Here is a 24,355-nt window from a genome sequence, read left to right on the forward strand (position 1 = left end):
ACGTTCAGGCCCCGACACACGTCGGGGCCTGAACCATTTAAACCCACCCGCACAGTGAGCCGGCGTCCCGAAACCCCCGCTCACGTATGGCCCGGTTTCCGACAAACCCCCGCTCACATATCAACGGTCGTGACCAAACCCCCGCTCACGTATGGCCCGGTTTCGATAAACCCCCGCTCACATATGGCCCGGTTTCCGGCAAACCCCCGCTCACATATGGCCCGGTTTCCGGCAAACCCCCGCTCACGTATGGCCCGGTTTCCGGCAAACCCCCGCTCAGATATGTGGGTTCCACGACCGACGCTCGCGGGCATGATGTGAGCGGGCGTCCCGCCGGGACCCGGCATACGTGAGCGAGCGTCCGGCCGGGACCCGGTATAAGTGAGCGAGCGTTTTGGTCACCCAACCCCCGCTCACATATCAACGGTCATGACCAGACCCCCGCTCACGTATGGCCCGGTTTCCGGCAAACCCCCGCTCACCCACGCGCCGCACCGGCGCGCAGCCACACCCGCAGCGTCCGGCAGCAGCCTTGAGCGAGCGTCCCGCCGGGAACCCCCCATAGGTGAGCGGGCGTCGGGCCGGGACCCGGTATAAGTGAGCGGGCGTCCGGCCGGGAGCCGGCATACGTGAGCGGGCGTCCGGCCGGGAGCCGGTATACGTGAGCGGGCGTTTGAGGGGGAGCGGGTTGGGTCCGGAGTAGGGGGCATCGCTGGGCGGTAAAGTTGGTGCACATGGAGAGCCTCTTTAGTCACCTCACGCCGGACTCCGAACCCCAGCCAGAGCAAGCCGGTGAGCTGGACCCAGTAGTGTGCACCGTCGTCGTACCTTCGCCGGTGGCGCATGCCTTCATGGGCTTCACCGATCACCCGCATCTCTGGTGGCCGATGGAGGACCACAGCGTCTACGGGGCGGGCTCGCACGTTGAGTTCGAGGAGAACTTGATCCTGGAGACGGCGGACGACGGACGTACCTCGATATGGGGGACCATCGACGATTGGCAGCCGCCCTTGTCCTTCCACGCGAGCTGGTATCCGGGCAGCACCGCAATGTGGTCCACTGAACTCCGACTGGCCTTCCGGGCTGTAGACGGGGGCACGGAGGTTCGCTTGGTGCACGACGGCTGGGAGGGTGCCGAACACCCCGCGCAGACCCGTGCGGACTACGCGGCTGACTGGCCTGGAGTTCTTGAGCGCTATGTCCGATTCATGGGTGGCGCAAGTGAATAGAATCCGTCGGCTCCAAGCGGCTGACTGGCGTTTGCTTCGCGACGTCCGCTTGGAGATGTTGTCGGACACACCGATGGCCTACGTGGAGAGCCTCGCGGCCGCTCGTCGCCAGACTGACACCCAATGGCAAGAGCGCGCAGCCACGATGTCGGGCGACTCGAGCATCACCCTGGTAGCGGATGACGGTACGGACGGCAGCCGGATCAGTGGGCTCATGCGCGTGGTCATCAAGCAGCCACAGGATTCTTCCCAGGCTCTACAAGCCATGCTGATCAGCGTCTACGTTGCACCCGAACACCGGGGCTTGGGCCTGGCTGACCAGTTGCTCGATGAGGCTTGTGCCGTAGCAGGCGCCGAGCTCGGTGCCGGACTGATCGAACTGGGTGTCCACGAGGAGAACGCCCGCGCCAAGGCGTTCTACACCCGGCACGGATTTGAATACACCGGTGCCAGCCGGCCGTATCCGCAGGACAGAACCAAGTTGGAGATCGTCATGGCCCGCCGGATTCCACTCGCAGCTCCGACTCGGCAAAGCAAAAGCCCCGGCGGGTTCATCGATGAGCTGGCCGCCGGCCTCTCTTCGGGGCAAGTCGCCGTCGACGAACAGACACGCACCGCCTATGCGGCAGACCTGGGACCAGTCCTGGACTTGCAGTTGCCCGTGGCAGTCGTGTTCGCCGAATCCGTTGAAGACGTGCAGCACGTGGTGCGCAGTTGCGCCAAGCACGGAGTTCCGATCGTCGCCCGCGGCGCCGGTACCGGGGTTTCCGGTGGCGCCCATGCCAGCCCTGGATGCATAGTGCTCAGCCTTGAACGCATGAACCGTATCCTGCAGTTCAACGCGGACGACGAGACCGCCGTCGTCGAACCGGGCGTGGTGAACGCTGACCTGAACGCCGCGGCGGCTGAACACGGCCTGATGTATGCGCCGGACCCCGCGAGCTACAAAATGTCCACGATCGGCGGCAACGTGGCCACGAACGCCGGCGGCTTGCGCTGTGCCAAGTATGGCGTGACCAGGGACTCGGTGCTGGCGCTCGACGTCGTCCTGGCGGACGGCTCGCTCATCCACACAGGCCACCAGACCTTCAAAGGCGTGGCCGGATACGATCTCACGGCACTGTTCGTGGGCTCCGAGGGCACCCTGGGGATCGTGGTGGGCGTGACGGTGCGCCTGCGCTACCTGCCCCGCGAGGTACAGACAGTTGCGGCCTTCTATCCGGATTTCCGCGGTGCCGCCGCGGGCGTCCTGGCGGTCGGAAAGGCACGCGTCCAGCCAGCCATCATGGAAATGCTCGACGCCGGAACGCTGGCCCAGCTCGACGAACTGTACGGCTCGGACCTCGGAGAACGCGGAAAGGCGCTCCTGCTGATCCAGACAGACGGTTTCGGAGCTGCTGCCGAGGCAGCGTTGGTGCGGGAAGTGCTTGCGGCCGGCGGCGCCACTGTGACGGCGGAATCGACTGCGGAAGCCGAGCGCCTCATCGACATGCGGCGCTCGAGTCGAGGCGACGAAGTGGATAACGAATACCGGGTAGGCGAGGACGTCGCCGTTCCGAGGTCGCGGCTTGTGGACTATGTGGCCGCGCTTGAGGCCATGGCCGTCACCCACGATGTCCAGCTCAAGGTGGTGGCCCATGCCGGCGACGGCAACTTGCACCCCACCTTCTGGGTGGACCGCGTGGACATGGAAGTGGACGCGGATGCCATGGCCCGCCTCAACAAGGCCTTGGACGACTCCATTGATGCCGCGCTCGAGATGGGCGGAACCATCACCGGCGAGCATGGGGTGGGGCAGTACAAGCTGCGCTGGCTCGGCCTTGAGCAGCCCAGGCCCATCCGCGAGTTGCAGCACCGCATCAAAGAGCTTTTCGACCCCACCGTAATCTTCAATCCCGGCAAAGCTATCTAGGGCCTTTGGTATTCCATATCTGATCGCAAAGATCTCACGTCACACTCATCCGCTATTTTTCTGCCGGTTTACTTTGCCCCCCGATGCGCCTAATCTAGTTTGGTATACCAAATTGGATTAGGGAGGCAATCAATGGGGCAAGCACGTCCGCCGCGCCGCGGTACGTCCGCGTATGCCGCTCGGAGGACCGCCTGGGTACTCGTCGCACTGGCGCTTGTCTCCATCAACCTCCGTCCGGCCATTACGACGATCGCCGGCACCATGGGGCAGCTGCAGGCAGGTTTCGGACTATCCCCGCATTTGCTGCCGCTGCTTGGCGCCCTCCCTGTACTAGCCTTTGGCGTCTCGGCCCCTTGCGGTCCTTGGCTGGCCCGTCGCCTGGGCACTGGACGGGCAGTGGCGGCGGCGCTTCTGGCACTTGCCGCCGCGCTGCTCGTCCGCGTACTCGTGCCGGGACTGTTGCTGCCCGGAACGCTCCTGGCAGGAGCATCCATCATGACCGCCAGCGTGCTCGTGCCACAGATCGTCAGAGCCAACCGCGGTACCGGGTGGTGGACGGGGCTGTGCACCATGGGCTTCGGACTGGGCGCGGCGCTCGGCGCGGGACTCGTCCAGCCGCTGCAGCAAGCGTTCGGCGGGAGCCTCGCTTGGGCACTGGCCGTCTGGGCCGTTCCCGCCTTGATAGGGGCCGCCTTGATCGACCGGACCGGCCAAACGGCCGGGCGCCCCGATGGAACCGATAGAACCGGCGGACCGGCGTCGGGCGCTGGCTTACAGGAGACGACGACGGCGGATGGCGCAACGGGGGAAACCGGCACCATTCCGCTGCGGAAGCAGCGGACGGCCTGGGCCGTGACTGCCTTCTTCGGGCTGCAAGCCATGCTGTATTTCGCGATCACTTCGTGGCTCGCGGTGTTCCTGGTGTCGAAGGGCCAGACCGTGGCGGAGGCGGCCGGGCTTTTGGCCTGGTTCAGCGTCGCAGGGCTGCCCGCGAGCCTGCTGGCCCCCGTTCTCGCGGGGCGTCGAGTGGTCCTGAAGTTTATGGCTCCGGGCTTGGGACTGCTTGTCGCGGCGGCTTTGATAGGAGTCTTGGCGGCGCCCGTTGCTTTGCAGTTCCTCATGGTCGGCCTGTTGGGGATCGTCCAGAGTGCCGGCTTCGGGCTGGGAATGGCGTTGGTTGTCATCCGCTCAACCGGACCACAGAGCGCCGGCAGCCTGTCCGCCATGAGCCAGGGCCTGGGCTTTGCGCTGGCCTCCTTGGGACCCTTGGGAGCGGGATTCCTGCATGAGTGGTCCGGCGGCTGGGACGTTCCCTTCTGGGCCCTGGCTGCCGAAGCGGTGCTGCTCGCGGTTGCGGGTTTCCTCGCCGTGCGCGGGCGCGCCGTGTCCGTGGAAGCCGTCGAGGCGGAGCACCTTGGCGAGCCCGCCGCCGTCGGGCGCTAAGTCCTAACGAAAGTGGCCGGTCTCTCAATGAGGGACCGGCCACTTTTTTTGTGCGGAATCAGACCAGCTCAAGCTGCTCTGCCACGACCTTGCCGCGGTGGATCACTGTGCGGTCGGTGCTGCGGTCCATGACTGCGGAGGCGACCGTTTCGCCGTCGAGCAGCAGGAGTTCCGCGGGATCGCCGACCTCGACGCCGGGGCGGTGTGCCGTGCCCTTCAGGCGGGTGGCGGACGGGTCAAGGATGCTGGCGCCGCCTACGGTGGCGATCGCGAGGCAGTGCTCGATGAGCTCGTCCTTGCGGAAGCCGTGGGTGAAAGCGAGCTGCCAGGTACGGTCGAGCATGTCCGTGTTGCCGTAAGGGGACCAGTAGTCGCGCTGACCGTCCTCTCCCAAGCCCATGCGGACGCCGGCTTCGGCGAGCAGCGGGATGGGCAGCTGGCCCGCCACGCCGGCGGATCCCGGCGCCACCGACGCCATGGAGATGTCCAGCTCGGCGAATTCGTCGATGAGGCGGCGCGTGGTGGCCTCGGAGACGCTGCCCAGCTGGTACGCGTGGGACATGGTGACCTTGCCCTGCATGCCCAAGGCGCGGGTGCGCTCGATCACCAGGTCCGTGCTGAAGACGCCGAGCTCGCCGGGTTCGTGGAGGTGGATATCAATGGGGACCTGGTACTTTTCGGCCAGCCCGAAGACGATGTCCAGATGCCGGGCGGGGTCGCGGTCCAGGCTGCACGGGTCGATGCCGCCCATGACATTTGCGCCGGCCTTGAGTGCCTGGTCCATGAGGGGGACAGTGCCGTCCTCGAGGAGGAGGCCCGCCTGCGGGAACGCGATGATGTCGACGTCGGCCTGCCCTTTGAACTGCTCCTTGGCGGCCATCACGGCGTCGAAACGCTCAAGCCGGCAGTCGACGTCGATCTGGGCATAGGAGCGGACACGCGTGGTGCCGCGCGCGATCATCCGGCCTAGGGTGTTGTTGACCCGTTCCTGAAGCGGAACCTCCGCGTTGCGCCAGTTCTGCCGATCGTTCATCATCATGGTCCACACGCCGGGGCCGCCTGTGTGTTCGCGGAACGGCAGGCCGATGCGGGTGGAGTCCAGGTGCACATGGACGTCCGAGAACGACGGCACGAGCAGGCGGCCGCGGCCCTCGACGACGGTGGTGTCGCCGGTCGCCGCAGCGCGCGTCGGGTCATGGGGTTCGACGCCGGTGATCTTGCCGTCCGTGATGAGGACGTCGCTCAATGCTTGTCCCCAGGGGCGGACGGCACGAATCAGGGTGTTCAATGTATTGCTCCTTTGATGTTGGATCTATTGCACACCAGCGGGGGCTGCTGATTCCAGACCTGCGTGGTGGCAGGCGGGGGCAGCCGCGCTGGCTGGTCGGGGGATTTCGCTGATGCAGCGTTGCTGCAGTTCCGCGCCCAAGGTGCCGAACAACGGACACCGGGTGCGGAAGACGCAGCCGCTGGGTGGGTTTGCCGGCGACGGGAGATCTCCCCGGAGCCGGATCTTTTGTTGCTGGCGGGCTGCCCGGGGATCCGGCAGGGGCACGGCGGACAAGAGAGCTTGCGTATAGGGATGCCGGGGCTCCCGGAACAATTCCTCCCGGGTTCCTTGCTCGACGACTTTGCCGAGGTACATCACCGCCACCTCGTGCGAGATATGCCGGACCACGGAAAGATCGTGCGCGATGAAGATGTATGCCACTCCGGTGTCCCGCTGGATCTCCTGCAGCAAGTTGACCACTTGCGCCTGCACCGAGACATCGAGGGCGGATACGGGTTCGTCGCACACAATCACGGAGGGGTTCAGAGAGATGGCGCGCGCGATTCCCACGCGCTGGCGCTGGCCGCCGGAGAACTCGTGCGGGAAACGGTTGTAGTGCTCGGGTTTGAGGCCCACTTGTTCGAGGAGTTCCTTGACCCGGTTCTTGAGGCCGCCGGCCGGGTTGATCTTTTGCGCCAGCATCGGCGCCGCGATGGCCGTGCCCACGGTTTGCCGTGGATTGAGCGAGGCGAAGGGGTCCTGGAAGATCATTTGGACTTTGCGGCGGAAGTTGTACAGATCGCGGCCGCCCAGCTGGCTGATGTCCACCCCGTCGATCAGGATCCTCCCACCGGTCGGATCCATGAGCCGCGCGATCATGCGTCCAGTGGTCGACTTGCCGCAACCGGACTCACCCACGAGCCCCAAAGTCTGGCCGCGCGCGAGACTGAAGGAGACGCCGTCGACCGCTTTGACTATCTTGGATCCCTTGGGGGAGAACAGCCCGCCTTTGATGGGGAAGTGTTTCTGGAGGTTCTCCACCTGGAGAATTGCCTGCGTGTCCATGACGGGTCCTAACGCGTATTCCGAATAGTGACGATCTGGGGGCCGCTCAGGTGGCAGCGCTTGCCGTGGCCGTCCTCGACCACGAGCTCCGGGCGCTGGCCCGCGCACACGCCGTCGCCGGCGAGGGCCGCGTACTCGCACCGGGCGCTGAAAATGCAGCCTTTCGGAAGGTCAAGGAGCGACGGCGGCTGGCCCGGAATGGGGTTGAGCCTGCCCGAGGAACTGCTCAGCGTGGGCATCGATTTGAGCAGGCCCAGGGTGTAGGGATGCTGCGTGTCGTAGAAGATCTCGTCCACCGGTCCCGATTCGACGCATTGCCCGCCGTACATGACCAGCACGGAATCGCACACTTCGGCCACCACTCCAAGATCATGGGTGATGAGGATCAGGGCCGAGTTGGTTTCCTGCTGGAGCTCGGACATGAGGTCAAGGATCTGTGCCTGCACGGTGACGTCCAGCGCGGTGGTTGGTTCGTCCGCGATGAGCAGCTCCGGCTCGCAGATCAATGCCATGGCGATCATGGCGCGTTGGCGCATGCCTCCGGAGAAATGGTGCGGGTATTCGTCGTAGCGCTGCTCTGGGCTGGGAATGCCCACCCTTCCGAGCATGTCGACGGCGGCTGCGCGGGCTTGCTTCTTGCTCGCCTTGTTGTGGACGAGGTAGGCCTCGGCAATTTGATGACCCACGGTGAAGAAGGGGTGCAGGGCCGAGAGCGGATCCTGGAAGATCATGCCGATGTTCCGGCCGCGAAGCTGCCGCATGCCGGACTCGGGCAGCGTCACAAGGTCCTTGCCCTGGAACAACGCCTGGCCGGTGACCCGGGCTGAGGTCCCCTTGAGGAGTCCCATGAGCGCCTGGCTGGTGACCGACTTGCCGGACCCGGACTCTCCTACGATGCCGAGGGTCTGCCCGCGCTCCAAGGAGAAATCCATCCCGTTGACGGCCGAAACAAGGCCGTCGTCGGTAGGGAACTTCACCGAAAGGTTGCGGACGTCCAGGAACGCGGCGGTTCCCGCGGCCTGATGCGCGGTTCGTGTGGCCGGTTGACCGCCCGGACTGGGCTGGAGCTGGGTCATTGGAGCCTCACTCGGGGATCGATGGCAGCGTAGGCGAGGTCGACAACGACATTCGCGACGATAACGAAGAAGGCGGCCAGCATGGTGATGGCCATGGTGACGGGGAGGTCGCCGGAAATGGCAGCCCGGACTGCCGTGAAACCGAGCCCCGGGACGGAGAAGATCTGCTCCGTGAGGACCGCGCCGCCGAGGAGGAGCCCGATGTCCATTCCGAGCATGGTCACGACCGGAGTGATGCCGGCCCGGACGCCGTGCTTGAACGTCACTGTTCGGGGCGCCAGGCCCTTGGCGCGGGCCGTGCGGATGAAGTCCTCGCTGAAGGTCTCGATCATGTTGGTCCGGGTGACCCGGATGTAGGCCGCGCTGAAAAGCACGGCGAGGGCCACCCAAGGCAGGAAGTAGTTGAGCACCCAGGCCCCCGGACCCTGCGGACCGAAGGGACTGTTGATCTCGTTCGTCGTGAAGGGCAGGAGGTGCAACTGGTTGACGAAAACCAGCAACAGGAACAGGCCGGTGACGGGGATGGGCAGCGAGACTCCAACGGACGCTGCGCCGACGATGAACTTGTCCGTGGCGGATCCCTTGCGAAGGGCGGCGAGCAAACCGAGCCCGACGCCGGAAACGGTCCAGAGCACGAGCGCGCCGACCGCCATTGAGAGCGTGTAGGGCAGGGAGCGGGCAATGATGTCCGAGACGTTTTCATTGGTTTGGAACGATTTGCCGAGGCATGGCCACTGGCAGATCGATTCGGCTCCGGGAGCACCGATCATCCGCGGCGAGACCAGCCCGCGCATGTAGTCGATGTACTGGATCAGGAAAGGGTGGTCCATGCCAAGGGCCACGCGGGCTTCCGCGATGCGTTCGGGAGTGCACTCCTGGCCGCAAGCGGCAGACGCTGGATCGGCAGGTCCGAGCTGGAAAAGCGTGAAGGTGATGAAGCTGACGGCTACGAGAAGCAGGATCAAGGAGCCTGTCCGGCGAAAGATGAATCTGATCATTGTGCTGGTTGCGGGCCGCCCGGTATTAACCGGACGGCCCGCCTCCCTTCTGGGCTGGCCTGATTGGTGGGAACAGGCCCGGTTGTGTATTTGGCCTGGTTAGTGCTCGACGCCGACGATCGAGAGGTCGATGCCGCCGAAGAAGTAGCCCACTTGGGCGTTGCGGATGTTGGAGCCCACCACACTGTTGGTGTGGCTGCGGACGAGCGGGATGATCGGGTAGGTCTTCAGTGCCTTGCCGAACTCCTCAGACCATTTCTTGCCGAGTTCCTCCGAGGTCCCGGCCGTGTTCCGAAGATCGAACATGGCCTTCGAAATCTGCGGATCGAAGTAGCGCGACGTGTTGGAGAAGCCGTAGCTCGTACCGTCGTTGTTCGGTCCGAGGATGGGATCGGCTGACGTACGCACTGACGCCGGGTCGGCGCCGCCACACCAGCCTGACCGTGCAATGTCCGGCAGTTGGTCGCTGGCCAGCACGGAGTAGTAGTTCGGGGCCGGGATCGGCACGAGCTGGACGTCGATGCCCAGGGCCTTGAGGTTCTGCTGGATCACGGTGCCCGTGTTCTTGTAGGCGTCCCGGTTGTTGGCATACCCATAGGTGAGGCTCTTGGGGTAGTTCTTGCCTTCGAGGAGCTTCTTGGCTTCCTCCAGCTTGGGCTTGCCGGTGGGGTCGATCTCCAGGTCCTGGGCTACGTAGCCGCGCATCTTGGCGTTGAGCGGGGTCTGGGTGAGTTCTCCGAAGCGACGTCCGCCGTACTGGACCAGGATGGACTGGCGGTCCAGGGCCAGGGCGATTGCCTTGCGGACATCGGGATCGGAGATCTTCTCGGTGTTGAGGCTGAGGACGTCGTTGCAGCCGAGTAGTCCCGAAGCAACACGGTCTTTGACCTGGGCATCAGCGAGCTTGGCGGAATCCGAGGTCTGCAGTGCGCCGTTGGAGTCCAAAGTGAGGGCATTGGGATCCGAGTTGGCAAGCAACTGCTGGCTGATGGTGGCTTGCGAAGTGGAGAGCGAGAAGCTGAACGTGTCCGGAAGTGCCGAGCGGTTGGGGTCGGTGGCCGGATCCCAGTTGGGGTTGCGCACCAGTTTGAGCGACTTTCCGCGGCTGTACGAATCGACCATGTACGGGCCCGAAGACACCGGGTGGTTGGTGTAGTCCAGCTTGGTGTCCTTGTCCTTCGGGACAGGGGAGGTGTTGGAACGGGAGGCCAGAGCCGGGAATTCGGCGAACGGCTTCTTCAAGTGAAAGACGATGGTGCGTTCGTCGGGCGTTTCAACAGCCTTGAGGTCAGCGGAAGGATCCTTGTATGGCCCTTTGTAGCCACCGGCGTCGAGCGCTGCGTTGAGCTCTTGCGGGGCCTGGGTGTAAACGTCCTGGGCGAAGGTGCGTTCGATGCCGTACTTGACGTCTGCCGAGGTGATGGGGCGGCCGTCCTCGAACTTGAGGCCCTTCTGGAGGGTGAACGTCCAGGTGAGTCCGTCTTTGGATACCTGGCCCGTGTCCGTGGCGAGGTCGGGAACGATGGTGGGCGGCTGGCCGGCCGTCTCCTTCGCCATGGTGAGGTTCCTGTAGTACAGCTGGCCGACGTTGGCCGTCTGGACGTAGTTGCTGTTGCCCGGGTCCAGGGTTTGGAAGTCCGAGGACATCAGGACGTTGATGTTGCCGCCCTTGGTGGTGAAACCGGGCTTGACCACTTCGGGAGCCTGCTCGGTGCTCGAAGCGCCGGAGACGGCAGTTCCGGGCTGGTTCTGTCCCGCCGCGCAGCCTGTGGCAGCGGTGGCGATCAGCACGGCAAGGGCCAGCGCTCTGGTGGGGGTGTTCATTGTGCTCCTCATAGGGGTGGGTGGAATGGATACGAAGGGGGATTAGTGGCGTGATGCCTTGGGATCCAGGGCATCGCGCACGGCGTCACCGAGGAGGTTGAACGCCAGGACGGTGACGATGAGCATGGCGCCGGGGACTGCCAGGAACCAGGGATCGCTGAGGTACCAGTTGCCGGATTGGGCGGCGTTGAGCATCTGGCCCCAGGACGGCGTGGGGTCCTTGACGCCGACGCCGAGGAAGGAAAGTGCTGCTTCCGCGGAGATATTCGTGGGGATGAGCATGGTGGCGTAGACCAGTACGACGCCCATCACGTTGGGAATGATCTGCCGGAACAACACGCTCAAATGCGATGCACCGAACGATCGCGCGGCCTCGACGAACTCGCGCTCGCGGAGGCTGAGCACTTGGCCGCGGACGATTCGGGCGAGGTATGCCCAGCCGAAGAAGCCCAGGATGATCACGAGCGAAGCCATGGGGAGGAAGCTTCCTTGACCCAGCGGGGTGTCCCGCAGCCGTGACTGCAGGATCGGCGTCAGCGAAAGGACCAGCAAGAGGTGCGGAAAGGCGAGGAAGAGATCCATGATCCGGCTGATGATCGCGTCCGTCTTGCCGCCGAAGTAGCCCGCGGCCGCACCGATCACGGTTCCCAGGACCACCGAGACCGCAGTGGACAGCAGGGCAATGGTGAGGGATACCTGGCCACCATAGGCGAGGCGGGCAAACAGGTCACGGCCCAGTCCGGGTTCCACGCCCAGCCAGTGGCTGGCCGAGGGGTACATGTATCCGGGGAGCGGCAACCCGGGAGTCTGGAGGTCGTCCAGGACATCGGGGCTGGTGTTGGACGTGAAGGGATCGTTTCCAGACACGGCACTGAGCAGCGGGCCGAGGATGGCGAACAACATGATCGCCACCACCACGCAGAGGCTCAACAAGGCAATCTTGCTCCGGCGGATCCGCAACCAGGCCGTGGCCAGAAGCGACCGCGCCTCGGCGGTGGATCTATTCGGGGACGGACTGGGGGATGGACTCGCAGCAGTTGGTTCGACGGTGGACTGTAGCTGGGTCAACGGGGGTGCTCGATTCATGATCCAAGGAGTAGGCTCCGGACTTTTTGTATACCAAAAATAGACTAGAGCAGGTTCGATGGGATGTAAATCACAAATATCGCACTATCTGGAATACCAAACAGCTGAGTTTCCGCCCGTGTATGCTCGGGTGGAACGCAAGACGATGGGGAAGGGAAGGGTGGCCGAAGCCGATGCCCGAAACGTTGACAGGCCGCGACGACGAAGCCCGGGCCGAACAGGTCTACCAGCTGGTCCTTGAGGGAATCGTGGCGGGGAGATACGAGCAGGGCGCGCGGCTGCGCGAGCGGGAGCTCTCCGAGCTCTACAACGTTTCACGAATCCCCGTGCGGGAGGCCATCCAACGCCTTGAGCAGGACGGCTTCGTTGAAACCTTCCCCCGCCGGGGCGCCGTGGTGCGCCAATTGACGCTCACCGACGTCAACGAACTCTTCGACGTGCGGCTTTGCCTGGAAACGTTCGCGGCCCGCATGGCGGCCGTCCGCGTCGCGGCGGGAGAGCCCGGCCTCCGTTTGAAGGAACTCCTCGACGACACGAGGCAAGCGATCGACGACGACCGCACCGACGACGTCGTACGCCTCAGTGCGGCGTTCCACGCCGAAATCGTGCGGCTGTCCGGCAACCGGCTGCTCATCGAGTCGGTCAAGCCGTTGTTTGGACGCATGCGCTGGATCTTCGGGCTCGCCCACAACCGCAGCAACGAACTCCAGCGCGACGAGCACATGGAACTGTGCAACGCCATCCTGGGCGGCAAGGCCGAGCTCGCCTACACCCTGGCGTACTCCCACATCGAGCTCGGGCGCGAACCCGTGCTTAAGGGACTCGCGGAGACGCTGGAGCCCTGAACCCCCGCGTTAGTCGTCAGAATCCGGGTATTCGTCCTCGTCGTACCGGGATTCCTCGGTTTCAGCTTCCAGGATCTTGAGCATCGCAGTGTCCGGGTTGAGCATGATGGCAGCCTCGTCACGCCGGTGGCGCAGGATGGTGTCCAGGTAGGACTGCACGGCTTCCGCCAAGGGGATGTGGCTGTCCTGCTTCTGGCTCATGTACCAGCGGTGTTCGAGGACTTCGTGGACCACTTCCGCCGGCTCAAGCTTGCCTGCGAGGTCGCGCGGGATGGATCGGACGATGGGCTCGAAGATCTGGCTGACCCAGGTATGGGCACTGATTTCTTCGTCCATGTCCGGGTTGTTGTCCGCCCGGAATGAATCCATGTCATTGAGCAGCCGGCGGGCCTGGTTCTCCTGGGCATCCAGGCCCGTGAGGCGAAGCAACCGCCGCTGGTGGTGGCCGGCGTCGACCACCTTGGGCTGAAGCTGGATAGTGGATCCGTCCGCGGTGGTCTTGATGGCGTATTCCTCGACGTCGAAGCCGAGTTCGTTGAGGCGGCGGATGCGCGCGCCCACGCGCCAGCGTTCGCCGAGCTCGAACGATTCCTTTTCAGTGAGTTCGGCCCATAGCCGGCGGTACGAGTCCATGATGAGCTCCGACGTCGCCACCGGGTCCACCTTTTCCTCGATCAGGCCGCCTTCGAGCAGGTCCATGAGCTCACCGGCGATGTTGACGCGGGCAATCTCCAGATCGTACTCGCGCTGGCCCACCGACAGATCGGGGTACAGCTCGCCGGTTTCCGCGTCCACGAGGTACGCGGCGAACGCGCCGGCGTCACGCCGGAACAAGGTGTTGGACAAGGAAACGTCGCCCCAATAGAAGCCGATCAGGTGCAGGCGCACCAGCAGCAGCGCTTGGGCATCGATAAGCCTTGTGAGGGTGTCCCTGCGCAGCATTTGGGAGAAGAGCGCACGGTACGGCATGGAGAACTTGAGGTGCCGGGTGACCAGGACGGGGTTCAGCGGCTTGCCGTCAACGGTGGTGCGGCCGGTGATGACTGCAACCGGCTCGACGCACGGCACATCCATCCGTGCCAGCTTGCGGAGCATGTGGTACTCGTGCCGGGCAACGTGTTCGGACGTTTCCTTGATGGCGATGACGGAGCCGCCCAGGTGCGCGAAACGCACGATGTGCCGGGAAATGCCGCGGGGCAGGGCGGCCAGGTTCGCCGCAGGCCAGTCCTCGAGAGCGATGTGCCACGGCAGGTCCAGGAGCTCGGGATCCGCTGATGCGGCAGTGATGTTGAGGGATCCGATGACCCCCGCCGGAGGTGCCGTGTCATTGGCGCTGGCAGCCTCGGTGCGCGGGAGTTTGCCGATCTGCGCGTAGTCGGTGGGTTCGTCATGCCACTTGGCACCGCTTTGCTCGGTCATGGGGTCAATTCTTCCGTATGGAGGCTGCTGTTAACGACGACGGCGGCCCGTCCACTCGGAAGGGCCGCCGTCGGTAATGCGGTAGTGCTCGGCCCACGCCGGCAGGGTTCCCTGACCGAAGCGGAGCGAGGTTAGGGGGCTGGTGAGTGGGCCCACGCCGGCAGGGTTCCCTGACCGAAGCGGAGCGAGGTTAGGGTGCCGGTGGGGACTAGTCGCCCAGGCGCAGGCCCGACTTGGTGTCGAACAAGTGCACGTGGCCCGACTGCGGACGAACGAAGATGGACTCGCCCTTCATCGGGGGGCGGCGGCCGTCGACGCGGGCCACGATGTCGTGGCTCTTGCCGTCAAGCGTGGTGTGGCCGTAGACGTAGGCGTCAGCGCCGAGTTCTTCGACGACGTCAACCTCAACTTCGAGACCTTCACCGGCGCCGACGGTTTCGAGGTCTTCCGGACGGGAACCGAGCGTCACGGTCTTGCCGTGTGCCTCTTCGAGGACATCGTGCGGTACCGGGTAAACCGTGCCACCGAACTGGACACCGCCGTCGACGACCGGCAGTTCGAGCAGGTTCATGGCGGGGGAGCCGATGAAGCCGGCAACGAAGACGTTCTTCGGGCGGTCGTAAAGGTTGCGCGGGGTGTCTACCTGCTGCAGCAGGCCATCCTTGAGAACGGCAACGCGGTCACCCATGGTCATGGCCTCGACCTGGTCGTGGGTCACGTAGACCGTGGTGACGCCGAGGCGCCGGGTCAGGGACGCGATTTGCGTACGCGTCTGGACACGGAGCTTGGCGTCCAAGTTGGAAAGGGGCTCATCCATGAGGAAGACCTGCGGGTTGCGGACGATTGCGCGGCCCATGGCAACGCGCTGACGCTGGCCACCGGAGAGTGCCTTCGGCTTGCGGTCCAGGTACTGCTCGAGGTCAAGAAGCTTGGCTGCTTCGCGGACACGCTCGGCGCGCTCTTCCTTGGAGACGCCGGCGATCTTGAGTGCGAAGCCCATGTTGTCCGCAACCGTCATGTGCGGGTACAGGGCGTAGTTCTGGAAGACCATTGCGATGTCGCGGTCCTTCGGCGGGACGTCCGTGACGTCGCGGTCGCCGATCAGAATGCGGCCGGAGTTCACATCCTCGAGGCCCGCGAGCATGCGCAGGGAGGTGGACTTACCGCAACCGGAGGGTCCAACGAGGACCAGGAATTCGCCATCGGCGATGTCGATGTTGAGCTTATCGACGGCGGGCTTATCTGTGCCCGGGTACAGACGCGTAGCGTTATCAAAAGTAACTGTTGCCACAGTTATCAATCCCTTCACCGGCAGGTACGTGCCGGACGATCCGTTGTGAATGGTTCATGTTTATTCAGTTGGACTCCCTGCCCCGGGCTGGGCCCGGGCAAGGGAGACTGAGTGACACCGCACGGTTGTTGTGCGTCACATCACAACCAAGAGTATGGCAGCAGCCCGGGTTATTCGCCCAAATGTTACGAACGTCACATGTGAGATGAGTCTCCCGAGACTTCGCGGCGGCGTTCGCGAAGGACCGCCTCCAGGAGTTCGGCGACGTGGACAGGGGCTTCGACCCGGAACTCGGCCTGGGTGAAATCCAGTCCAACCTTCACGCCGACGTCCCCGGTCCCAAGCCTGGCGATGGCGTCCTCGTCCGTCACGTCGTCGCCGGCAAAAAGGATCCCGGTAGCCGAGGTGGCCTGGCGCAGGAACTCGACGGCCTCGCCCTTGGAGGAATGCACCACCGAGGTCTCGAGGACCCGTTTGCCGTTCTTGAGGAACACTCCCGGCCGGCCTTCAAGGACCGTCCGGGCGGCCGCGACGGCGTCCTCCGCCACGTCATCGGCGGCACGCCGGGTGTGGAGTACGACGCCGGCGGGCTTGTCTTCGAGGACTGTCCCTGGAGCTTCCTGCGAGATTGCGGCCAACACCTCGCGGACTTCGGCAAGGAGGTCCCTTTGGGCGTTGTCGAGCTGGAGTTCCGCCGAACCGGGGCCCATCCAGGCCTCTGCGCCATGGCTGCCAATCAGCAGCGTGGCCTCGGGAGGCGAGGCGACCGCCCGCAGGCTGGCCAATGCCCGCCCGGAGATGAGCGCCGTCGTCGTCCTCGGAAGTTTGGCGAGTTCAGCGAAGGCCGCGGCTGAGCGCTCGAGCGGGCGCGCGGCGTCGGCGTGGTCCACGATCGGGGAAATGGTGCCGTCAAAGTCCATCGCCACCAAAAGGTGCTCGGTGCCCGCGATTCTGCGGACGGCGTCGAGCAGTTCGGGCGGCAGGCTCAGCGGGGGAGTGGCTGCTGTCTCAGGAGTCATCGCGCACCACGATTTCTGCCAGGGCCGAGAGGAATTCGGCTGACCAATGATCGACGTCGTGGTCGAGGATTTGCTTGCGCATGGACTTCATCCGGCGGCGGGATTCGTTCGAAGGCAGGTTCACGGCCCTCATGATGGTGTTCTTGAGCCCGTCGATGTCGTGCGGATTCATGAGGAGTGCTTGCTTGAGTTGATCGGCCGCGCCCGTGAATTCACTCAGGACCAAGGCGCCTGTGTTGTTGGTCCGGGCTGTGACATATTCCTTGGCCACGAGGTTCATACCGTCACGCAATGCTGTCACCAGCATGACGTCGGCCGCGAGGTACAAAGCCACCATTTCCTCGACCGGGTAGCTGTGGTGGAGGTAGCGAACGGCGGTGTTCTGCATGGTGTCGTAGCTGCCGTTGATGTGGCCGACGGTGCCCTCAATTTCCTCACGCAGGAGCCGGTACTGCCGCACGCGTTCGCGGCTGGGGCTCGCCACCTGGATCAGTGTGGCGTCCTCCACGGTGAGCCGGCCTTCCTTGAGGAGTTCTTCGAAGGCCTTCAAACGGTGGGGGATGCCCTTGGTGTAGTCGAGGCGGTCTACGCCCAGGAGGATGGTTTTGGGGTTTCCGAGGTCCTGGCGGATCTGCCGGGCACGTTCGATGATGTCCGGGCGCTCCGCGAGTTCGCTGATCTGGTCTACGGCAATGGAGATCGGGAAGGCCTGTGCGCGGGCAATATGGGTGATCTGCCCGTCCGGTCCCTTGACGTGGACCTGCTGCTGTTTGACGCTGGCGCCAATGAATCGGCGTGCCGAGCGCATGAAGTTCGCCGCGTCGCTGGGGCGCTGGAAACCCACCAGATCGGCGCCGAGCAGGCCTTCGATGATGGCCTGGCGCCACGGCAATTGGGCGAAGATCTCCGGCGGCGGGAACGGGATGTGGTTGAAGAAACCGATGCGCAGGTCCGGGCGCGCCTGCCGGAGCATGCTCGGCACGAGCTGGAGTTGGTAATCCTGCACCCAGACGGTGGCTCCGTCGTCTGCGTATTGGATGACGGCGTCGGCGAAGCGCCGGTTGACCCGGCGGTAGCTGTCCCACCAAGTTCGGTGGAACTCCGGTGGGGCAATGACGTCGTGGTAAAGCGGCCAGAGAGTGGCGTTGGAGAACCCTTCGTAATAGAGCTCAACATCGTGCGTGCTGAGTTCCACGGGAATCAGGTCCATCCCGCCGTGGCTGAAGGGTTCCAACGCTTCGTCCGGGGCGCCGTGCCAGCCCACCCAGGCGCCGTCGCTCTTGGTCATCATCGGCGCGAGGGCAGTCACTAGGCCCCCAGGAGAGCGGCGCCAACCTTCCTCGCCGCTTTCCCCGTCATCGCTCGGGTAACGGTCAACCGGAAGGCGGTTGGAGACCACCATGAAGTCGTGTTTCCGGGCCTTTGGAGCCTGATTGCCTTCGGGTGCGCTGTCGATTTTTTCGCTTGCCGTTTCTTGCATTGCTGCCCCCTGGGGTTGCTTGTGACTCATCTCCCACCCTACCGGCGGGAATCATCAAGGACACTTGCTCGTTCCTCAGACTGGAGTCGATGACCCCAGCAAAGCTGCCACTCTTCTCCCGTAAACTGGCCCCGTTGCCAAAGCTAAAAACTAACGCCGTCGATCAATCACGAGGAACTGATGAGCCCCGCAAACGAACCACGCCTGTCCAAGGCAGAGCGCACCGCCCAGGCCCGCGAAAAGGCCCGCGAGATCCGCGAAGCTCAGCTGAAGAAAGACAAGCGCAATAAGTTGCTCATCGGATGGGGCATCGTGGTTGCCGTCGTGGCGATCCTCGCGGTCATTGCCCTCGTGGTCACCCAGAACATTGCGAACAACGCCCCGATCGCCGACCAGGGTCCGACGCCGGCGAACGCCAACGTGCACGGCGGCGTGACGCTGCTGAAGGGCACCGACGTGACGAAGGTGGCCGCCGGAACTGTTAACCTGGCGGACCTGCCGGCAGCTCCGGCCACCAAGCCAGCCACGGTGACCGCTCCGGGTGCCGAGGCTGAAGCTGGCAAGCCGGTCAAGGTTGTGGCTTACATCGACTTCATCTGCCCCATCTGCAAGAACTTCGAGAGCACGTACAACCAGCAGCTGACCCAGTTGCGCGACGACGGCAAGATCACCCTGGAGTACCGTCCCTTCGGCTTCCTGGACGCCAGCTCCAGCACCAACTACTCCTCTCGCGCCGCCAACGCCGCCGCGTGCGTGGCGAACACCTCACCGGACAAGTACTCGGCACTCGTGGATCTGCTGTACGCACAGCAGCCTGCCGAGGGCAGTGCGGGCATTTCGGACAACGACCTCAAGAAGTTGGCCACCCAAGCGGGATCGGCCAACATTGACTCCTGCATTGACAACAAGACCTACCGCCCGTTCATCAAGGTGGTCACCCAGGAGGCCAAGAATATCGGGATCTCCGGCACGCCCACGGTCTTCGTCGACGGCCAGCAGTGGGACAACAAGACGGACTTCATGACCGTCCTGAATGCGGCTATCGCAGCGAAGAAGTAGTTCTCCCCGCCTAGGCCTTCCGTCCGCTGCAATTTCCGTGGGCGGGAGGTCTTGGGCTACCCTTATCTAGCGCTCGCGCGCACCAGCTCCGGTCCGCCGGGGCGCGCCTCCTTAGCTCAGTTGGCCAGAGCACCGCTCTTGTAAAGCGGGGGTCGTCGGTTCGAATCCGACAGGGGGCTCCAGTTTTGGGTTTGAGCTGCGGGTTTGTTTTCGATGACTGGCGGCCGGGGATGTATTCCTGCCGGTTTCCTCGGTCCGGATCCAACAGTATCGGCCCTGACCTGCGGGTTTAGTGACCAAAACGGCGGGCCGTGGGGGCTGTGGCTGGCCGGCGTTCTTCGGTTCAAATTCAACGGTGGTTTCAATGTGGCCCCGACCTGCGGCTTTGGTCGCGCGGTTACCTGTTTCTTGAATTTTCATGTGCCGGACTCACCTTTATCTCACCTAATGGGCTCCAAACGTGTCTTACCGGAGGCAGTCCCGAGCTCGGAGCTTCACGGTTGAGATGGGCAAGATGCTCAAGGGCACGAGCCAAGTTATCCGCAACCGATACGCTGGACCAGGGAATCTACCGGGGGTCCTTGTCCAGCGTTTATCGGGTGCTGGAGGAAAACAAACAGGTCAAGGAACGCCGCCGCCCAGCCAAGCACCCGTCCCGGGCCGTTCCTGAACTGGTCGCCACGGCCCCGGGGCAGGTGTTCACGTGGGATATCACCAAGCTTGCCGGCATGGTCATGGGCAAGTATTTCGACTGCTACGTGATGGTCGACAAATACGGTCCGGAATTCCCCGAACGCTTCACCACCACCAGAGACCCCAAATTCTCGCGCTCCCAGGACCCGCGTGGATCAACCAGCCCAGGGAAAACACCGAACAGCTAGCCGCCTAACTCCCCTTGGTACCGTTCAGCTTGATAAATTCCGCGGAGACGTTGCCCGGCAGTGAGGCATCAAGGCAGCACACTGCGGCCATTTCGCGCTGGGGAAAGACGGCCATAATCCGCTGCGATTCATAGGACTCAGGAACTGGGGTTGCTTGCGGCGAGTGTTGGGGTTTGCAAATGCTTCGCCGTTGACAGGAATACGGACGCGGCCTGTTGTCCGGCCGGGCTGAGCCTGCGGTTTGCAAGGTGGGCGAGGAGGATCCTCCTCGTCGGGGAGCCGGTGAGCGGAACGGCGATGATGTCGGGGCGGAGGGCACTCAGGGCGAGCTGCGGGGCGAGGGCGATGCCGATGCCCGCGGCGACCATGCCTTGGGTTTCCTGGTAGTCGTTGGCGGCGAAGGCGATGCGCGGTTCGAAGCCGGCATCGCGGCAGACCCGCCGGAGGACGTCGGCCACGGGGTGTTCGTCCCGGACGATCCATTCCTGGTCGCTGAGCGCGTCGATCCGAACCGAGCGGCGTGCGGCGACGGGGTGGTCCCTTGGTACGAGCAGCATGGTGGGGTCATTCATGAGCGGGACGAGGTTCAGGTCCTCGTCCTCGATGCGCTCCCACGGGTAGTCCCAGAGCAGCGTTAGCTCGATGTCCCTGCGCCGCAGCCGTTCGAGGAGACCGTCGCGGCGTGCGCTGACCACCGTGACCGCGACGTCAGGGTGGCGGGCTCGGAAGGCGAGCACGACGTCGGGCATCAGGGAGGCTCCGACGGTGGGGAACGTCCCCATGCGCAGTTGGCCTCGCCGTAGGCCGGCGAACTCGCCCATCTCGGCCCGGGCGGCCTCGATTGTCCGGTCGATGTCTTCCGCGTAGCGCAGGAGTGCCTGACCGGCATCGGTGAGCACGACGCCCCGCGGATGCCGGTCGATCAGGGCGACGCCCACTTCGTGTTCCAGCTTGGCGATCTGCTGGGAGACGGCCGATGTCGTGAAGGACAGGGCCGCCGCGGCCGAGGTCAGGGAGCCGAAACGGCTGACTTCCCGGAGTAGGTGGAGGCGGTGCAGATCGAGGTCGGCCATGATCTGAGTTTAGCAAAAGTAGAGGCCAGTGGAGAATCCTGTGATTGTGCTCAACTCGCGATGCGTGGATCGTAGAAGGAGCAGGCGCCGTGAGGCGCGACACAACAACACGTGAAGGAAGAAGACCATGCAACTCCGCGGTCACTGGTACCGGGGCGGCACGAGCAAGTGTTGGCTCTTCGACGCCGAAGACATGGCCCAGCATGCGACCGGCCGCGAGGAGATCCGCAGCCTGCTGGCCGACGCCTTCGGTGCCGCAGATGCCCGCCAGCTCGACGGCGTCGGCGGCGGCACTTCGACGACGTCGAAGGCTGCCGTCGTCCGGGCCACTCCCGACGGCCCGGCCGACCTCGACTACCTCTTCGCCCAGGTCGGGATCGGGGACGCCACGGTGGAACTCGGCTCCAATTGCGGCAACTGCGCCACCGCGATCGCACTGTATGCCGTCCAGTCAGGTGTCGTTCCTCCAAAGGAGGGCACGACGCGGGTCAGCATGCGCAACCTCAACACCGGAGCCGTGCTGAGCGGCACGATCGCGACGCCGGGCGGCAATGTCCCGGCGTCGGGCCTGGCCCGGGTTCCCGGCAGCAGCGCACTCGGTGTTCCCGTCAGCTTGTCGTTCCACGCTCCGTGGGGGCAGACCACGGGTGCGGTTCTGCCGACGGGGAGCGTCGCTGACCAGATCGCGGCCGCCGGGACCACACTTACGGCGACTCTGGTTGACGCCGGTGCGCCGGCGGTGCTGATTCCGGCGGACGAGGCAGGCATCGACCTGTCGTCGATGACCGGCAACCTCTCCGAGCAGCTGCCCCTGCTCGTGGCGGCCCGGGCGTCGGCCGGTCTGATGATGGGGCTGCGAAAGCCCGAAGATCCTCCGCAGAATGCCGTGCCGAAGGTCGGCGTCGTCGCGGGGCCGGGCGACTATGTCGCGGCCGACGGAACGAGGATCGCGGCGGACACCCATGATCTGCGGGTGCGGATGCTCTCGATGCTCGCACCCCACCCGGCCATCGGGCTGACCTCGGCCGTTGCAGTCTCCCTCGCAGCCGCCTTGCCGGGATCGGTGGTGGCGAAGGTGCTGCCTCCGGCGGACAGCGCTCACCGAGGATCCCGGCTTCTGCGCATCGGCACACCTGCCGGTGTCATCAGCACCGAGGTCGTCACGGACGAGTTCGGCAACGTCATCGAGGTCGCCCTCCACCGGGCGGCCCGCCATCTCGCCGTCGCCGACATTGACGTCGCGCAGCCTGTGGCACTGACGGCCTAGCCCCTTTATTCCGCCCCTGCCATCATGGATGGAACGGGCACTCACCCAGGAAGTTGTTCAATGAAGATCAAATCCATCCTCGGACACTTGTATGTCCAGGTACTCATCGGCGTCGGGCTCGGCATCCTCGTCGGCGCGCTGTGGCCGGACCTCGGGTCCTCACTCAAACCGCTGGGCGACGGCTTCGTGAAGCTCGTGAAATTCATGATCGCGCCGATCGTCTTCTGCACCATTGTCAGCGGCATCACCTCACTGACCGACACCAAGAAGGTCGGCCCGACCCTGCTGCGGTCGCTGGGCTTGTTCTACGTGCTCACAGGGGCGGCACTGACCATCGGCCTGGGTGCGGTCATGCTCTTCCAGCCGGGTGCAGGCATGCACATCAACCCAGCCCACCTCGATACCTCTGTCGCATCGAAGTACACAAGCCAGCTGCCCAGCAGCAACCCCGTGGACTTCGTCATGAGCATCATCCCCACCAGCTTCATCGGGGCCTTCGCCGACGGCGAAGTCCTGCCCGTGCTCGTGATCGCGCTGCTTTGCGGCTTCGCCTTCAGCAAGCTCGGCACACCCGGCCAGCTGGCCCTCAACATGGTCAACAGCTTCAACAAGCTGCTGTTCGTCGTGTTCGGCTTCCTCATGAAAGTCGCACCCATCGGGGCGTTCGGCGCCATGGCGTTCACGGTCGGTAAGTACGGAGCCCATTCGATCGGCAACCTCGGGATGCTGATCCTCGCCTTCTACGCCGCGTGCATCGTCTTCGTGGTCCTCGTCCTCGGAATCCTGGCGAAGCTCACCGGTTTCAGTCTCTGGCGGATCCTGCGCTACTTCCGCGACGAGTTCCTCATCGTCCTCGCCACATCCTCAAGCGAACCCGTCCTTCCGCGCCTGCTCTCCAAGCTCGAACGCATCGGCTGCGACCGCGGAGTCGTCGGCCTCGTCGTCCCGACGGGCTACTCCTTCAACCTCACCGGCACCGCGGTCTACCTGACGCTCTCCTCGATGTTCATAGCCCAGGCCTGCGACATCCACCTGGGCTGGGACCAGATCCTCCTCATGCTCGGAATGATGCTCCTGACCTCCAAGGGCGCCGCGGGCGTGACAGGCAGCGGCTTCGTCGCCCTCGTCGCGACCCTGACAGTCATGCCCACGCTGCCCGTTGCCGGAGTGGCACTCATCGTCGGCATCGACCGCTTCATGAGCGAAGCCCGCGCCCTTACCAGCACCGTCTGTAACATCGTCTCCTGCGTCGCCATCGCCAAGTGGCAGCGTGCGCTCGACACCGAGAAACTCCAATCCGAGCTCAAGACGGGCTACGTGCCCACCGAAGCCGAAAAGCTCCAGCTCACTGAACCGGCACTGGCACACTGACGGTGCCCTTCACGAGTCAGGCTCCAGCCCTCGGCAATAACCTGACCCGCCCACCCGGCGACCTCCGCCGGGTCCACACAAGGCTGCATCGGACACCCGGCCCTGCATATCCATCGCAACAGGTAACCCGACAGTCGGGCGCAGGAACCGGGTCCGGTGCCAACGTGGCGGGAAGCAGACACGCTGCTCCCCGCCACGTCCCCACCCGGACCGGATCAAACGGAACCAAAAACAAACCAGGGAACCCATGACACCCCCCTTGCAGCAGACCACTCCGGACGAACTCACACAGGCACCGAGCGGCGCTCCGACGACAGAAATGGAGCGCATACCGGACTGGAACAAACTCACCCGCGCAGACGAAGTCGCAATCCGCCGCCACGATGGATCACTTTCCTCGGGACGGATCGACATGCTCTCCATGGACCGAAAGGTCTTCTGGATCATCCAGAATAACGGCAAAGGGCGCACGATGATCGAGAAGGACGAAGACACCACCGTATTCCGTCGCACATCGGGCCGCCGTAACGAAGGGCACACAGGGTCTTACCGGATATGAAGATTCATCAGTTCAGCTTGGCACGATGCAGCAGCAGTATCTCGTGCGGCATAACCCAAGCTGCCCGGTGCGGCAGCACCTAGCTCCTGGAGATGACTTTCAGACCGTCCGGGCGCATCTTCCTCGTGGGTGAGACATGCCGATACAAGGTCTGGCGTATGATGCCGAGTTCTTTGCAGAGCTCGCTG

General features: G+C 64.3%; 19 protein-coding genes, 1 tRNA gene and 2 pseudogenes. 11 read left to right on the forward strand and 11 right to left on the reverse strand.

Annotation, left to right across the window (positions count from 1 at the left end; all coding sequences use genetic code 11):
• The first annotated feature begins 734 nt into the window (after positions 1-734).
• The 4 genes and pseudogenes from QRN52_RS18840 to QRN52_RS18855 all read left to right on the forward strand — a co-directional run bounded on the left by QRN52_RS18840 (position 735) and on the right by QRN52_RS18855 (position 4,584).
• Positions 735-1,229: an SRPBCC family protein gene (locus QRN52_RS18840; protein ID WP_284754954.1), complete on the forward strand. Its 495-nt coding sequence runs from the start codon at positions 735-737 to the stop codon at positions 1,227-1,229.
• 73 nt (positions 1,230-1,302) lie between these two features.
• Positions 1,303-1,668 (forward strand): annotated as a pseudogene (locus QRN52_RS18845) (GNAT family N-acetyltransferase); the annotation flags it as partial.
• Between the two features lie 54 nt (positions 1,669-1,722).
• Positions 1,723-3,141, forward strand: a complete 1,419-nt coding sequence (locus tag QRN52_RS18850; RefSeq protein ID WP_284755019.1) for an FAD-binding oxidoreductase — start codon at positions 1,723-1,725, stop codon at positions 3,139-3,141.
• Positions 3,142-3,273: 132 nt separating this feature from the next.
• Positions 3,274-4,584 carry an MFS transporter gene (locus QRN52_RS18855; RefSeq protein WP_284754955.1) on the forward strand — a complete coding sequence of 437 codons (1,311 nt, stop codon included), beginning with the start codon at positions 3,274-3,276 and terminating at the stop codon, positions 4,582-4,584.
• A 58-nt stretch (positions 4,585-4,642) separates the two neighbouring features.
• On the opposite strand, the gene QRN52_RS18860 is transcribed toward QRN52_RS18855, so the two are convergent.
• From QRN52_RS18860 to QRN52_RS18885, 6 genes are all read right to left on the reverse strand, one after another.
• Positions 4,643-5,872 carry an amidohydrolase family protein gene (locus tag QRN52_RS18860; RefSeq protein ID WP_284754956.1) on the reverse strand — a complete coding sequence of 410 codons (1,230 nt, stop codon included), beginning with the start codon at positions 5,870-5,872 and terminating at the stop codon, positions 4,643-4,645.
• Positions 5,873-5,896: 24 nt separating this feature from the next.
• Positions 5,897-6,919, reverse strand: coding sequence for an ABC transporter ATP-binding protein (locus QRN52_RS18865; RefSeq protein WP_284754958.1), 1,023 nt, complete (start codon positions 6,917-6,919; stop codon positions 5,897-5,899).
• Between the two features lie 8 nt (positions 6,920-6,927).
• Complete coding sequence (locus QRN52_RS18870; RefSeq protein WP_284754961.1) at positions 6,928-7,995, reverse strand: ABC transporter ATP-binding protein; 1,068 nt, start codon at positions 7,993-7,995, stop codon at positions 6,928-6,930.
• On the reverse strand, positions 7,992-8,993 hold the full coding sequence (locus QRN52_RS18875; protein WP_284754963.1) for an ABC transporter permease: 1,002 nt from the start codon (positions 8,991-8,993) through the stop codon (positions 7,992-7,994). Before QRN52_RS18875 ends, QRN52_RS18870 begins: the two co-directional genes overlap by 4 nt.
• Positions 8,994-9,092: 99 nt before the next feature.
• Positions 9,093-10,817, reverse strand: a complete 1,725-nt coding sequence (locus QRN52_RS18880) for an ABC transporter substrate-binding protein (protein WP_284754965.1) — start codon at positions 10,815-10,817, stop codon at positions 9,093-9,095.
• A gap of 42 nt (positions 10,818-10,859) precedes the next feature.
• Complete coding sequence (locus tag QRN52_RS18885; RefSeq protein WP_284754966.1) at positions 10,860-11,903, reverse strand: ABC transporter permease; 1,044 nt, start codon at positions 11,901-11,903, stop codon at positions 10,860-10,862.
• A gap of 173 nt (positions 11,904-12,076) precedes the next feature.
• On the opposite strand from QRN52_RS18885, the gene QRN52_RS18890 reads away from it, so the two are divergent.
• On the forward strand, positions 12,077-12,748 hold the full coding sequence (locus tag QRN52_RS18890; RefSeq protein ID WP_284754968.1) for a GntR family transcriptional regulator: 672 nt from the start codon (positions 12,077-12,079) through the stop codon (positions 12,746-12,748).
• A gap of 9 nt (positions 12,749-12,757) precedes the next feature.
• Here the strand turns inward: QRN52_RS18890 and QRN52_RS18895 are convergent, their stop codons facing one another.
• From QRN52_RS18895 to QRN52_RS18910, 4 genes are all read right to left on the reverse strand, one after another.
• Entirely contained in the window at positions 12,758-14,167 is a 1,410-nt protein-coding gene (locus tag QRN52_RS18895) for a DUF4032 domain-containing protein (protein ID WP_284754969.1), read from the reverse strand.
• A gap of 208 nt (positions 14,168-14,375) precedes the next feature.
• Entirely contained in the window at positions 14,376-15,458 is a 1,083-nt protein-coding gene (locus tag QRN52_RS18900; RefSeq protein ID WP_059388327.1) for an ABC transporter ATP-binding protein, read from the reverse strand.
• A gap of 194 nt (positions 15,459-15,652) precedes the next feature.
• Positions 15,653-16,477, reverse strand: coding sequence for a trehalose-phosphatase (gene otsB / locus QRN52_RS18905; protein ID WP_284754970.1), 825 nt, complete (start codon positions 16,475-16,477; stop codon positions 15,653-15,655).
• Positions 16,467-17,957, reverse strand: coding sequence for an alpha,alpha-trehalose-phosphate synthase (UDP-forming) (locus QRN52_RS18910; protein ID WP_284754972.1), 1,491 nt, complete (start codon positions 17,955-17,957; stop codon positions 16,467-16,469). The genes otsB and QRN52_RS18910 overlap by 11 nt, the downstream gene beginning before the upstream one ends.
• Positions 17,958-18,137: 180 nt before the next feature.
• On the opposite strand from QRN52_RS18910, the gene QRN52_RS18915 reads away from it, so the two are divergent.
• From QRN52_RS18915 to QRN52_RS18925, 3 genes and pseudogenes are all read left to right on the forward strand, one after another.
• On the forward strand, positions 18,138-19,016 hold the full coding sequence (locus QRN52_RS18915; RefSeq protein WP_284754974.1) for a DsbA family protein: 879 nt from the start codon (positions 18,138-18,140) through the stop codon (positions 19,014-19,016).
• 105 nt (positions 19,017-19,121) lie between these two features.
• Positions 19,122-19,198: transfer RNA gene (locus QRN52_RS18920), tRNA-Thr, on the forward strand.
• A 372-nt stretch (positions 19,199-19,570) separates the two neighbouring features.
• Positions 19,571-19,792: pseudogene (locus QRN52_RS18925) on the forward strand (IS3-like element ISAar46 family transposase); the annotation flags it as partial.
• Between the two features lie 242 nt (positions 19,793-20,034).
• On the opposite strand, the gene QRN52_RS18930 reads toward QRN52_RS18925, so the two are convergent.
• Positions 20,035-20,970, reverse strand: a complete 936-nt coding sequence (locus QRN52_RS18930) for a LysR family transcriptional regulator (RefSeq protein ID WP_284754975.1) — start codon at positions 20,968-20,970, stop codon at positions 20,035-20,037.
• A 127-nt stretch (positions 20,971-21,097) separates the two neighbouring features.
• On the opposite strand from QRN52_RS18930, the gene QRN52_RS18935 reads away from it, so the two are divergent.
• From QRN52_RS18935 to QRN52_RS18945, 3 genes are all read left to right on the forward strand, one after another.
• The gene (locus QRN52_RS18935) at positions 21,098-22,237 is read left to right on the forward strand and encodes a PrpF domain-containing protein (RefSeq protein ID WP_284754977.1); all 1,140 of its coding nucleotides are present in this window, start codon (positions 21,098-21,100) and stop codon (positions 22,235-22,237) included.
• A gap of 60 nt (positions 22,238-22,297) precedes the next feature.
• Positions 22,298-23,608 carry a C4-dicarboxylate transporter DctA gene (gene dctA / locus QRN52_RS18940; protein WP_284754979.1) on the forward strand — a complete coding sequence of 437 codons (1,311 nt, stop codon included), beginning with the start codon at positions 22,298-22,300 and terminating at the stop codon, positions 23,606-23,608.
• Between the two features lie 247 nt (positions 23,609-23,855).
• On the forward strand, positions 23,856-24,167 hold the full coding sequence (locus tag QRN52_RS18945; protein WP_284754980.1) for a hypothetical protein: 312 nt from the start codon (positions 23,856-23,858) through the stop codon (positions 24,165-24,167).
• Positions 24,168-24,355: the final 188 nt, after the last annotated feature.

The sequence above is a fragment of the Arthrobacter sp. efr-133-R2A-120 genome (genome assembly GCF_030209835.1).
Classification (GTDB): Bacteria; Actinomycetota; Actinomycetes; order Actinomycetales; family Micrococcaceae; genus Arthrobacter.